The following is a 12,387-nucleotide window of genomic DNA, read 5'->3' as shown; positions in this document are numbered from 1 at the left end:
CAGCCGTAGACTGCAGGAGTCGAGAAGGCGAGTGGTGAGTGGCATGACGAAGACGTTGAGTGCCAAGGCTCCCACGGCCCGGGAGCGGCTGCTCTCGGCCGCGAACGAGCTGTTCTACGCGGAGGGCGTGCAGACGGTCGGGATCGACCGGATCATCGAGCGCGCCGGGGTCGCCAAGGCCTCGCTGTACAACACCTTCGGCGGCAAGGAACAGCTCATCCGCGCCTACCTCGACTCCCGGTACGCCCGGGTGTCCGCCCGGCTGCTGCGCGCCGTCGACGGCACCGACGATCCGCGGGAGCGTCTGCTGGCCGTCTTCGACGCGCAGGCGACGCTCTTCGCCGAGCAGGGCTACCACGGGTGCGCCTTCGTGGCGGCCAGCGCGGAGGCCAAGCAGGGCAGCGCCATCGAAGAGGTCTCCGACACCTACCGTGCCTGGGTCCGGGCCCTGTTCACCGACCTCGCCGGGGAGGCCGGCGCCCCGGATCCCGAGGGCCTCGCCCGCCAGCTCCACCTGCTGTACGACGGGGGCGGCGTGTCCGCGCGGATGGACCGCGACCCGTCGGCGGGTGCGGTCGCCCGGCAGGCGGCCGCGGTCCTGATCGACGCGGCGCTGGCCACCCGCCCGGCAGAGCCCGCCTCCTGACACCCGACTTCTGAGGCGGTCGGCGACCGGGTGGCCGTCGGCTGGTTCGGTGGCCACTGCACCTACTGCGACCCCTGCCGGCGCGGTGACTTCGTGCACTGCGAGCGGGCCCAGGTACCCGGCCTCGCCTACCCCGGCGGCTACGCCGACTCCGTCACCGTCCCGGCCAGCGCGCTCGCCCGTATCCCGGACGAGCTGACGGCCGTGGAGGCCGCGCCGCTGGCCTGTGCGGGGGTCACCGCCTTCGCCGCGCTGCGCCGCAGCCAGGCCCGCCCCGGAGACCTGGTCGCCGTTCTGGGCCTGGGCGGCCTCGGCCACCTGGGGGTGCAGTTCGCCGCCAGGATGGGCTACGACACGGCGGTCATCGCGCGAGGGGAGGAAAAGGCCTCTCCGGCTCGGGAGTTGGGGCCCGCCACTACATCGACTCGACCCGGCAGGACGTGGCGGGCGAGCTGACCGCGCTCGGCGGCGCGAGTGCCGTCCTGGCGACCGCGGCCAACGCCGACGCCATGGCCGTCGCGGTGGACGGGCTGAAGGCCAACGGCGAACTGCTCGTGGTGGGCATCGACGCGGCCCCCATGCAGCTGTCCCCGCTCCAGCTCATCGCCAACTCCCGTGCCGTGCACGGCCATCCGAGCGGCGACGCCATGGACGTCGAGGACACCCTCGCCTTCGCCGCGCTGCACGGGATCCGCGCCTGGGTCGAGGAGGCCCCGCTGGAGGAGGCCGCCGCCGCGTACGACCGCATGATGCGCAACGAGGCCCGCTTCCGGATGGTGCTCACGACCGGCGCCTGACACGGGCACGGGCCGCCCGCCACCCCCGCCACCGGCAGCCCTGACACGGACAGGCAGAAGCGCCGCGGCAGCGTTGTCATCGACGCCGCCGCGGCGTTGCCGTGATCCCCGTCAGGAACCGTCGGGGTCGGAACGGTTCAGCGTCGACTTGGGCGTCGGCCCCGCCGTCATCAGGTAGTCGGCGGCCGAGGTGTCGGTGACGAGGCTGGTGACCAGCCCCGACCTCAGCACCGCGTCGATCGCGGCCGCCTTGCGCTGCCCGCCCGCGATCGCGACGACCTCGGGGATGCGGCGCAGTTGGTCGGCCTTGACCGTGATGCATCGTTCCCCCAGGTCGCGTCCGACCCGGCGGCCGTCGGCGTCGAAGAGGTGCGCTGCCATCTCGGCGGCGACGCCGAGCGTGGCGTAGTGCGCACGCTCCTCGTCGCTGAGCATGTCGTGCACCGTCGAGATGCCGCGCTCCCAGGAGCCGATGGACACACAGGCGACCGTGACCTTGTCGAAGTACTCGAAGGCCCGGGCGATACCGGTCTGGTTGCGCAGCGCGGCCGCGGTGGCCGCGTCCGGCAGCAGCATCGGCGCGTAGATGGGGTGGGCGTCGCCACCCGACACCTGGGCGGCACGCCGGACCGCCTCGACCGAACCGCGCTCGGAGGTCCCGGCGTCGTACACGCCCGTCAGCTGCACCACCGTGCACGGGGGCAGCCGGTCGAGCGCCGCCGCCATGTGGATGGTGGACCGGCCCCAGGCGAGACCGAGCACATCGCCCTCGTTGACGAGCTCGCCGAGCAGGTCGGCGGCGACCTCACCGAGGTTCTCGGGATCGGGGGTCTCCTCCGCCTCGGCCGGGGACTCGACCACGACGGCATGCCGCAGGCCGTAGCGGGCACGGAGCGCGTCGGAGCGCTCGGCGTCCAGCTCGGCCGGCACACGGATCTCGATGCGTACGAGATCCCTTTCCAGGGCAGTCTCCAGTACCCGGGCCACTTTGAAGCGGCTGACGCCGAACTCCTCAGCGATCTGGATCTTGGACTTGCCCTCAAGGTAGAAGCGGCGGGCCATGGCCGCCGCCTGCACCAGCTCAGCGGGTCCCATCCGCATGGCTGACCGGCCCGCCGACATACCCGACACGGTCATCTCCTCACTGCTGTTCACACTCTGGATACGCCGTTCATCCTTGCAGATCCGGCGCAGTCGATCAGCCCTGATCGGAGCCGTTCACGTTCCCGTACCTCAGTGGTCGCACGCCCAGGACGCGGCGGCCGTGGCCGCCTCGGCCTGGGTGCGTAGTGCACGTACCGCCGCTGCCGGGTCGTTTGCCCCGTACACCGCCGAACCTGCCACAAAAACGTCGGCTCCGGCGTCCGCGCACCGCTCGATCGTCGACGCCGAAACTCCACCGTCCACCTGGAGCCACAGCTCCAGTCCGTGCTTGCTGATCAACTCCCGGGTGCGGCGGATCTTCGGCAGCATGATGTCGAGAAACGCCTGGCCGCCGAAGCCGGGCTCCACCGTCATGATGAGCAGCATGTCCAGCTCGGGCAGCAGGTCCTCGTACGGCTCGATGGGCGTCGCGGGCTTGAGCGCCATGGAGGCGCGGGCGCCCTGCGCGCGGATCTCGCGCGCCAGCCGCACCGGGGCGGCCGCCGCCTCCACGTGGAAGGTGACGGAGGAGGCACCCGCTTCGACGTACTGGGGTGCCCAGCGGTCGGGGGCCTCGATCATCAGATGGCAGTCCAGCGGGGTGTCCGTGGCCCGGGCCAGGGACTCTACGACCGGCACGCCGAGCGTGAGGTTCGGGACGAAGTGGTTGTCCATGACGTCGACGTGGAGCCAGTCGGCGCCCTCGACCGCCTTGGCCTCGTCCGCGAGGCGGGCGAAGTCGGCGGACAGGATGCTGGGGTTGATCTGCGCGGCCATGCGTCAAGCGTGCCATGCCCTGACGGGGAGAGCCGCGTGGGGTTCGGAGGTGGTTGCGGGTGAGCGTCGGCCGTGCACCCTGCAAGCGCCGGTGAGCGTCCCCACCCCTGCCCACATCAACCGGTTCTTCTGATCAGCGCCAAATACATCGCGTCCGTGCCGTGCAGATGCGGCCACAGCTGGACGTCCGGGCCCTCGCCCAGAGCCGGCACACCCGGCAGCAGCGGACGCGCGTCCAGCAACTCCGTCTCCGGCCGCTGCTTCAGCACGTCCTGGACCACCGCCCGCGTCTCCGCGAGATGCGGCGAGCACGTGGCGTACCCGACGACCCCGCCCACCCGCACCGAGTCGATCGCCGTACGCAGCAGCGCACGCTGCAGCGGGGCGAAATTGTCGAGGTCCTCGGGCCGCCGGCGCCAGCGCGCCTCCGGACGCCTGCGAAGGGCGCCGAGACCGGTGCACGGCACGTCCATCAGCACCCGGTCGAAGGTGCCGGGACGCCACGGCGGCCGCGTGCCGTCGGCGGTGATGACCTGGTACGGCCCCGGATTGCCGTGCAGCGCCTTCTCCACCAGGCCGGCCCGGTGCGGCTGCTTCTCCGAAGCGAGCAGCACGGCCCCGCGCTCCGCGGCGAGCGCGGCGAGCAGCGCGGCCTTGCCGCCGGGCCCGGCGCAGCCGTCCAGCCAGGTCCGGTCCGGGCCGTCGAGCGGCACGTTGGCGAGCGCGAGGGCCACCAGCTGGCTGCCCTCGTCCTGGACCCCGGCCCGGCCCTCCTGCACGGCCTCGATGGCACCGGGCTCCCCGCCCTCGCTGAGCCGCACCGCGTACGGCGACCAGCGCCCCGGCACGGCCGCGTCCTCGTCGAGCAGTTCCTCGGCGGTGGACCGCCCCGGCCGGGCGACCAGCGTCACCTCGGGCCGTTCGTTGTCGGCGGCCAGCAGTTCCTCGATCCCCGCGCGGCCCCCGCCCAGCGAGTCCCAGAGCGCGGAGACGACCCACCGCGGGTGCGAGTGCACGACGGCGAGATGGTCCTCGGGGTCCTGGTCGTAGGGCGGCGCGACCTTGGCGAGCCAGCCGTCGAGATCGTCCTGCGCGACCTTGCGCAGCACGGCGTTGACGAACTTGGCCCGTCCGTCGCCCAGCACCACCCGGGCCAGCTCGACGGAGGCGGACACGGCGGCGTGCGACGGGATCCTGGTGCCGAGCAGCTGGTGCGCGCCCAGGCTCAGCACGTCCAGGACCGGCGGGTCGACCTCGCGCAGCGGCCGGTCGACGCACTGGGCGATGATCGCGTCGTACGTCCCCTGCCGGCGCAGCGTCCCGTACACCAGCTCGGTCGCGAGGGCCGCGTCCCGCCCGTCGAAGTCGCCTTTCTCCCGCGCCTTGCGCAGCAACGGCGGCAGGACGAGGTTGGCGTACGCGTCCCGCTCGTCCACGGCGCGCAGCGCCTCGAAGGCGAGGAGGCGGACCGGGTCCTTCTGGGGACGACGGTAGGGCTTGGCGGGCCGACGCGGCCCCCGGGACTGCTGGCTCACGAAAAAGGTGCTCCGGGTATGGGAGTGATGCGACTCCCAGCGTACGCCGCGCGCACCGGAAAGCCGCTGTTGAGAAGGGCAGGCTCAGACGCCGAGGGTCTCCCCGGCGCCGATGCGCACGCCACGCGCCCAGTCGGCCGCCCGCATCGGCTTCTTGCCCTGGGCCTGGACCCAGAGCAGTTCCACGGCGTACGACCCCGTCCCCACGTGCGCGCTGTTCTTCCCGACGGCGATCTGGGCCGGGGCGAGATCGGTCCGCTCGGGCACCGGGGTGACCTGGATCAGCTTGAGCCGCTCACCGCGGAAGGTGGTCCAGGCACCGGGGGCGGGAGTGCAGCCGCGTACCACCCGGTCGACCCGCAGCGCGGGCGCCGACCAGTCGACCTTCGCGTCCTCGACGGTGATCTTCGGGGCGAGGGTGATGCCCTCGGCCGGCTGCGGTACGGCCTTGAGGGTGCCGTCCTCGATGCCGTCCATGGTCGCGGCGAGCAGCCCGGACCCGGCGAACGCGAGCCGGGTCAGCAGATCACCGCTGGTGTCGGTGGGCCGGATCTCCTCGGTGACGGTCCCGTAGACGGGTCCGGAGTCGAGCCCCTCCTCGATGAGGAAGGTGGAGGCGCCCGTGATCTCGTCGCCCGCCATGATGGAGTGCTGCACGGGAGCCGCCCCGCGCCAGGCGGGAAGCAGCGAGAAATGCAGGTTGACCCACCCGTGGACCGGCACGTCGAGCGCGACCCGCGGCAGCAGCGCGCCGTACGCGACCACCGGACAGCAGTCCGGCCCGATCTCCTTCAGCCGCTCCAGAAACTCCGGATCGCGCGGCTTCTGCGGCCTCAGCACCTCGATCCCGGCCTCCATCGCCCGCTCGGCCACAGGCGAAGCGATCAGCCTGCGACCCCGCCCGGCCGGCGCGTCGGGCCGCGTGACCACGGCGGCCACCTCATGCCGCCCGGAGGCGATGAGAGCGTCCAGAGCGGGAACGGCGACTTCGGGGGTACCGGCGAAGACAAGCTTCATGGGCGACTGAGGGCCTCTCGGACACGACGAACACGGGCAACACACAAGTCTATGCCGCAACCCAAATCCACCACCCCCAAACCACAGCCGGACGCCCCGCGGCCCGCACACACCAGACCCCCAAGCGCGAACCTCGAACGGCGGACTACGAACCGCGAAGCTCGAAGCGCGAACCCCAAACCGCGGACTACGAACCGCGAAACGCGGAGCACGGACTACGCACCCCGAACCGAGAACTACGAACCGCGATCCACGAACCGCAATCCGCCGACGGCGAACACCCCCACAGGTCGCTCAGCCTCTCTGCCAACCGAACGGGCGGTGCGCGGGCGGGAAAACCCGGCGTACGCATATGCCCATACGCCCCCACACCGTGACCAGCGGCGCGCCCACGCGTTGGTCAAGAAAGAGTTGACCACAACGGGCCGCATACGCGGCCCATTCCTTTCAACGCCGGTTCGAGAGGCTTGTTCATGGCCGACCACGCAACCCACGACGCCCAGGCCCGGGCCAGCCTGCACTTGTTGGTGCGGGACATCGAGCGGGTCCGCCGCCAGGTGGACGCACTGCGCACGCTCACCGCCCAGTTGGGCAACGTCTACCGCCCGCGCCGCTCCGGCCCGTCCACGGGCTTCGTCGTCTACGGACGCGCCCCCGCCCCAACGGTCCGCCTCGCCCAGGAACTCCGGGACAGTGTCGAAACCCTGGTCACGGCCGCCGTGGACTTCGACCGCTCACTCGGCTTCTCGTGGGACGCGGTGGGCTCCGCCCTCGGGGTCACCAAGCAGGCGGTGCACCGCCGTTACGGCGCCCGACGCGCCACGGCCCAGCCGACACCGGCCGCCGAGACCGAACGGCCGACCGAATCGGTCGGCACCCGCACGCTCAACATGGGCGTCGGCCTGCCCACGGTACCCACGGTCCCGGCCGCCCGTTCCATGCCGACCCAGCCGACCGCGGGCAGCCCCACCCTCCGCGACGAGGCGAGGCCAACAGCCTTCCCCGGCCCGCGCAACGGCTGATTCAGACGACACCTGACTCAGACGACACATGACCCGGACAACACATGACCCGGACAGCGGCTGAACCAGCACAACGGCTGACCTCAAGGGGCTGACCCGCCCGCCCTCTGCCCTCCCGGCAAACACCCGGGAGGGCAGCCGTCTCCCCCGCTAGCCGATGTCCGGCGGATCGACCCGCACCCGTACGGCCTCCCCGCTCCCCCGTGCCATCCGCGCGGCCTGAGCCGTCTTCAGCGCGGCCGCCAGCGCGGCACCGCTCCCCGGCGGCACCCGTACCAACGCCCGCTCCCAGTGCTCCCCGGGCGGCGGCGCCCCCGCCCGCCGAGGCGCCCCGGTACGCACCACGGGCACCGGAACCGGCCCCAACACCTCCGCGTCCGGCGGCAGTTCGGCCGCGGCGAGGAACTCCGCGACCGCCTCCGCCGGCCCCGACACCGCCGCCATCCGCGACACCGGCGGAAACCCCAGCTCGGCCCGCTCGGCGAGTTCCCGCACCGCGTGCCCGACGGGATCCCAGCGCACCAGCGCCTGCACGGGCCGCAGCGTAGGCTCCGCGACGACGACCACGGTGCCGCCCTCCTCCTGCGGCCGCACCAGCGCCCCGGCCGCGATCCACCGGCGCAGCGCATCCTCACCGGCGCGCAGGTCGGGCCGCCCGAGCATCGCCCAGCCGTCCAGCAGCAGCGCCGCCGCATAGCCGCCCTCGGCGACCGGCTCGGCGCCGGGTGTGCTCACGACCAGCGCGGGCGCCCCCGGGACGGTGTCCAGCACGTGCTCGCGTCCCGAGGTCCGTACGGGTACGGCGGGAAACGCCCGCCCCAGCTCCTCGGCGGTCCGCCGGGCTCCGACCACCTGGGCGCGCAGCCGGAAGCCGCCGCACTCGGGGCAGTGCCAGTCGCTCTCCGCCCGCCCGCACCACCCGCACCCCAACGCCCCGGCGTCCCGCGCCTCCAGCGGACCGGCACAGTGCCGGCAGCGCGCCGGCGCCCGGCACTGGGCGCAGGCCATCCGCGGCACATACCCCCGCCGGGGCACCTGCACGAGCACCGGCCCGTGCCGCAGACCGTCCCGTACCGCCTGCCAGGCAAGCGTGGGCAGCCGTGCGGCCCGCGCGGCCTCGTCCCGCGCGAGGTCCCCGTCCCCAACGGTCCGCACCAGCGGCGCGGCCCGCCGCACCTGTTCCCTCCCCGCCACCAGGGGCCGCGCCCAGCCGTTCTCCACGAGCTGTGCGGCCTCCACCGTGCAGCTCCAACTCCCCAGTAGGAAGGCGCACTTGTCCAGCGCGGCACGCAGCAGCAGCACATCCCGGGCATGCGGCTGCGGGGCGTGCTGCTCGCTGTGGCTGTCGTCGCCGTCGTCCCAGATCGCGACAAGTCCGAGGTCCCGTACCGGCGCGAACATGGCAGCCCGCGTCCCCACCACCGCCCGCACCGAGCCGCGGCTGACGGCGAGCCACTGCGCGTACCGCTTCTCGGGCCCGGCGTCGGCCGTGAGCAGCGCATGCCGCCCTTCGCCCAGCACATCGGTCAGCGCGGCATCGACCCGCGCGGCGGCCCGGCCGTCCGGTACGACGACGAGCGCGCCGCGTCCCGAGGCGAGCGTGGCGGCGACGGTCCGGGCGATCTCCTCGCTCCACTCGGGCCCCGGCAGGGCGTTCCACACGGCACGCGGCGCGCCGCCGGAGGCCAGCGACTCGATGAAAGCTGCCCCGCGCTCGTACCGCGTCCAGGATCCGGCGTCGGGCACCGGCGGGGGCGGCAGCGGATCGGGCGAGGTCCGCTTCTCGGCCCGCGCGCTGCGCGGCGGCACGGCCAGCTGCAACACGTCCGCGAGGCTCCCCGCGTACCGGTCGGCGACGGCCCGCGCGAGCCGCAGCAGTTCCTCGCTCAGCACCGGCTCGGGCGACACCACCTGGGCCAGCGCGGCCAGCGGTCCCGAGTACTCGGACTCGGCGAGCCGCTCCACGAGGAACCCGTCGATGAGCCCCCCGCCCTCCCGGCGCCCGTCCCGCACCCGGTGCCGGCCGGCTCCGAACCGCACCCGCACCCGCACCCCCGGCTGGGCGTCGGCGTCCAGCTCGGCCGGGACGGCGTAGTCGAAGTACCGGTCGAGATGCAGCACGCCCTTGTCCACGAGCACCCGGGCCACCGGAAGCCGCTCGGCCAGCTCGGCGCCCCGCCAGGTCCGTGGCTTGGCCCGGGGCACCTTGGCCCCCCGCACGCTCTCCCGAATGAGCGCGAGCTGCTCCGGCGGCGCCCCTTCGGCGCCCCCGCCCCCCTGCCCGTTCTCGCTGCTCACGCTTGCATTCTTACCAAACGCCACTGACAACCGACGCCGCCCGAGATCATTCCGACCGCGGACCGCCACACGGCGCTCCTCTGCCTTGGGCCACTCGGCCATACCGGTCCGGAAACCGGCAGCAGGATTCGAACCTGCGGGGGGGATCACCCGGAAGAAAGTATCCGAGGCCTGCACACCGAGCGGCGCCGGTGTCCCGAGATCAGCCCGGCCACGGTCGAAACACACCAGCTTCACCGCGCACCCAGAGGCACACTCCACGGAAGTAACCGCAGCCATCGCACCGGGACGGCGCCAGCCTACTGATCACCCGGTCTCTGCGGCCAGCCGGTTTCCGCACCCCCGGGACATGGCGAAGGCCCGGCTCCCCCGAAGGGAAACCGGGCCTTCGTCGAGGTGGATCCGGGGTTACAGGCCCACGGCCTTGCGCAGGGCGTCCACGCGGTCCGTCTTCTCCCAGGTGAACTCGGGGAGCTCGCGGCCGAAGTGACCGTACGCGGCGGTCTGGGCGTAGATCGGGCGGAGCAGGTCGAGGTCGCGGATGATCGCGGCCGGACGCAGGTCGAAGACCTCGTCGATCGCCTTCTCGATCTTCTCGGTGTCGACCTTGGCGGTGCCGAAGGTCTCCACGAAGAGACCGACGGGCTCGGCCTTGCCGATCGCGTAGGCCACCTGGACCTCGCAGCGGGAGGCCAGGCCGGCCGCGACGACGTTCTTGGCGACCCAGCGCATGGCGTAGGCGGCGGAACGGTCGACCTTGGACGGGTCCTTGCCGGAGAAGGCACCGCCACCGTGGCGGGCCATACCGCCGTAGGTGTCGATGATGATCTTGCGGCCGGTCAGGCCGGCGTCACCCATCGGGCCGCCGATCTCGAAGCGGCCGGTCGGGTTGACCAGGAGGCGGTAGCCCTCGGTGTCGAGCTTGATGCCCTCGTCCAGCAGGGCCTTCAGCTCCGGCTCCACGACGAACTCGCGGATGTCGGGGGCGAGCAGCGACTCCAGGTCGATGTCCGAGGCGTGCTGGCTGGAGACGACGACCGTGTCGAGGCGGACGGCCTTGTCGCCGTCGTACTCGATGGTCACCTGCGTCTTGCCGTCCGGACGCAGGTAGGGGATGGTGCCGTTCTTGCGGACCTCGGACAGGCGCTTCGACAGGCGGTGCGCCAGGAAGATCGGCAGCGGCATCAGGGTCGGCGTCTCGTCCGTCGCGTACCCGAACATCAGGCCCTGGTCGCCGGCGCCCTGCTTGTCGAGCTCGTCCTCGTCGCCCTCGACCCGGGACTCGTACGCGGTGTCCACGCCCTGGGCGATGTCCGGGGACTGTGCGCCGATCGACACCGAGACGCCACAGGAGGCGCCGTCGAAGCCCTTCTTCGAGGAGTCGTAGCCGATCTCGAGGATCTTGTTGCGGACCAGCGTCGCGATGTCCGCGTACGTCTTGGTCGTGACCTCGCCGGCCACATGCACCAGGCCGGTGGTGATCAGCGTCTCGACGGCGACCCGGGAGGTCGGGTCTTCGCGCAGAAGCGCGTCGAGAATGGTGTCGCTGATCTGGTCAGCGATCTTGTCGGGGTGACCCTCGGTCACGGACTCCGAGGTGAACAGGCGACGGGACACAACGCTCCCTGGGGTTGCAGCGGCTGCTGGCTGATCATTGGCGGACGACACGGGGAGCTGCGCCCGGCATCGTCCGAGAACAGTTTATCGGTCGTACTCTGCCGCAGGCCCACCTGTCTCGACACTCGGGAGTGCTGTGACCTGCGGCACGGGCATTCTGCCCAATGGGCGGCGGCGTTGAACAGGGCCCCCGCACCCTAATGTGGCGTCCGGGAAAGTTGACAAATGGTTGGACAAAGTTAACCCAATCGGGCCGCCACCAGATCCCACACGGTGTCGGCGAGAGCCTCCTTGGGCCCGTGCGGCACCGGCGTCTCGCTGCCGTCGGCACCGAGCACCACGGCCTCGTTCTCCTCGGAGCCGAAGGTCTTGCGCTCCCCCACCTCGTTCACCACGAGCAGGTCGCAGCCCTTGCGCGCCAGCTTGGTCCGGCCGTTGGCGAGGACATCGTCGGTCTCGGCGGCGAAGCCGACGATCACCTGTCCGGGCCGCGCCCGGTCGGCCGAGATCTCCGCGAGGATGTCCGGATTCCGCACCAGGACGATCGGCTCGGGATCCTGGCCGTCCTTCTTCTTGATCTTCCCGGCCGCGTAGACCGCGGGGCGGAAGTCGGCGACGGCAGCGGCCATGACCACGGCGTCGGCGTCGGCGGCCGCCTTCAGCACCGCCTCCCGCAGCTGTACGGCCGTCCCGACCGGGACGACGTCCACGCCGGCCGGGACGGGCAGGCCGGTGGTGTTGGCCGCGACCAGTGTCACCCGGGCGCCCCGCGCGGCGGCCGTGCGGGCGAGGGCGTAGCCCTGCTTGCCGGAGGAGCGGTTGCCGAGGAAGCGGACGGGGTCGAGGGGCTCGCGGGTGCCGCCGGCGGAGACGACGACATGGCGGCCCGTCAGGTCGGGCTCCCGCGCTCCGCGCGCCAGGATGCGACGGCAGTCCTCGAAGATCTCCGCCGGGTCGGGGAAGCGGCCCTTGCCGGTGTCGACCCCGGTGAGGCGGCCGACCGCCGGTTCGATGACGACGGCGCCGCGGCGGCGCAGCGTCGCCACGTTCTCCTGGGTGGCCGGGTGCTCCCACATCTCGGTGTGCATCGCGGGGGCGAAGACGACCGGGCAGCGGGCCGTGAGGAGGGTGTTGGTGAGCAGGTCGTCGGCGAGGCCGTGGGCCGCCTTGGCGAGCATGTCGGCGGTGGCGGGGGCGACCACGACCAGGTCGGCGTGCTGGCCGATCCGGACGTGCGGGACCTCCTCGACGTGGTCCCAGACCTCGGTGGAGACCGGGTTGCCGGAGAGGGCGGACCAGGTGGCGGCGCCGACGAAGTGCAGCGCGGAGGCGGTGGGCACGACCCGGACGTCGTGGCCCGACTCCGTGAACCTTCTCAGCAGCTCGCAGGCCTTGTACGCGGCGATGCCACCGCTGACCCCCAGCACGACCTTCGGCTTGTCCACCGTCTCTCCCCGCACTCGGCTCCCGTGCCCCGGCTCCGGCGCACGACTCCATCACACACCACAGGCCCGACAGTCGGCTGCCGGGCCTGT

General features: G+C 72.5%; 9 protein-coding genes and 1 pseudogene. 3 read left to right on the top strand and 7 right to left on the bottom strand.

Going from position 1 to position 12,387, the window contains the following annotated elements:
* The first annotated feature begins 43 nt into the window (after positions 1–43).
* Both ACFWXC_RS33895 and ACFWXC_RS33890 read left to right on the top strand, forming a co-directional pair.
* The gene (locus tag ACFWXC_RS33895) at positions 44–646 is read left to right on the top strand and encodes a TetR/AcrR family transcriptional regulator (RefSeq protein ID WP_384484634.1); all 603 of its coding nucleotides are present in this window, start codon (positions 44–46) and stop codon (positions 644–646) included.
* A gap of 18 nt (positions 647–664) precedes the next feature.
* Positions 665–1,443 (top strand): annotated as a pseudogene (locus ACFWXC_RS33890) (zinc-binding dehydrogenase); the annotation flags it as partial.
* A gap of 111 nt (positions 1,444–1,554) precedes the next feature.
* Here the strand turns inward: ACFWXC_RS33890 and ACFWXC_RS33885 are convergent.
* The 4 genes from ACFWXC_RS33885 to fmt all read right to left on the bottom strand — a co-directional run bounded on the left by ACFWXC_RS33885 (position 1,555) and on the right by fmt (position 5,915).
* Positions 1,555–2,598, bottom strand: a complete 1,044-nt coding sequence (locus ACFWXC_RS33885; protein ID WP_384484632.1) for a sugar-binding transcriptional regulator — start codon at positions 2,596–2,598, stop codon at positions 1,555–1,557.
* A gap of 78 nt (positions 2,599–2,676) precedes the next feature.
* Entirely contained in the window at positions 2,677–3,363 is a 687-nt protein-coding gene (gene rpe, locus ACFWXC_RS33880) for a ribulose-phosphate 3-epimerase (RefSeq protein WP_384484630.1), read from the bottom strand.
* A gap of 116 nt (positions 3,364–3,479) precedes the next feature.
* Complete coding sequence (locus tag ACFWXC_RS33875) at positions 3,480–4,898, bottom strand: RsmB/NOP family class I SAM-dependent RNA methyltransferase (RefSeq protein ID WP_384484628.1); 1,419 nt, start codon at positions 4,896–4,898, stop codon at positions 3,480–3,482.
* Between the two features lie 84 nt (positions 4,899–4,982).
* On the bottom strand, positions 4,983–5,915 hold the full coding sequence (fmt, locus tag ACFWXC_RS33870; protein WP_384484626.1) for a methionyl-tRNA formyltransferase: 933 nt from the start codon (positions 5,913–5,915) through the stop codon (positions 4,983–4,985).
* 473 nt (positions 5,916–6,388) lie between these two features.
* Between fmt and ACFWXC_RS33865 the strand changes: the two genes are divergently transcribed.
* Positions 6,389–6,937 (top strand): hypothetical protein, encoded by a 549-nt coding sequence (locus tag ACFWXC_RS33865; protein ID WP_384484624.1) that lies wholly within the window; start codon positions 6,389–6,391, stop codon positions 6,935–6,937.
* A 150-nt stretch (positions 6,938–7,087) separates the two neighbouring features.
* Here ACFWXC_RS33865 and ACFWXC_RS33860 read toward each other — a convergent pair whose 3' ends face one another.
* The 3 genes from ACFWXC_RS33860 to coaBC form a co-directional block, all read right to left on the bottom strand.
* Complete coding sequence (locus ACFWXC_RS33860) at positions 7,088–9,235, bottom strand: primosomal protein N' (RefSeq protein WP_384484622.1); 2,148 nt, start codon at positions 9,233–9,235, stop codon at positions 7,088–7,090.
* Positions 9,236–9,643: 408 nt separating this feature from the next.
* Positions 9,644–10,852 (bottom strand): methionine adenosyltransferase, encoded by a 1,209-nt coding sequence (gene metK, locus ACFWXC_RS33855; protein WP_384484620.1) that lies wholly within the window; start codon positions 10,850–10,852, stop codon positions 9,644–9,646.
* Between the two features lie 239 nt (positions 10,853–11,091).
* Positions 11,092–12,297: a bifunctional phosphopantothenoylcysteine decarboxylase/phosphopantothenate--cysteine ligase CoaBC gene (coaBC, locus tag ACFWXC_RS33850; RefSeq protein ID WP_384484618.1), complete on the bottom strand. Its 1,206-nt coding sequence runs from the start codon at positions 12,295–12,297 to the stop codon at positions 11,092–11,094.
* Between the last annotated feature and the right edge of the window lie 90 nt (positions 12,298–12,387).

Source organism: Streptomyces sp. NPDC058683, from assembly GCF_042716195.1.
Classification (GTDB): domain Bacteria; phylum Actinomycetota; class Actinomycetes; order Streptomycetales; family Streptomycetaceae; genus Streptomyces.
Note: the sequence above shows the minus strand (reverse complement) of the source record. Positions and strands in the feature narration are given on the sequence as shown.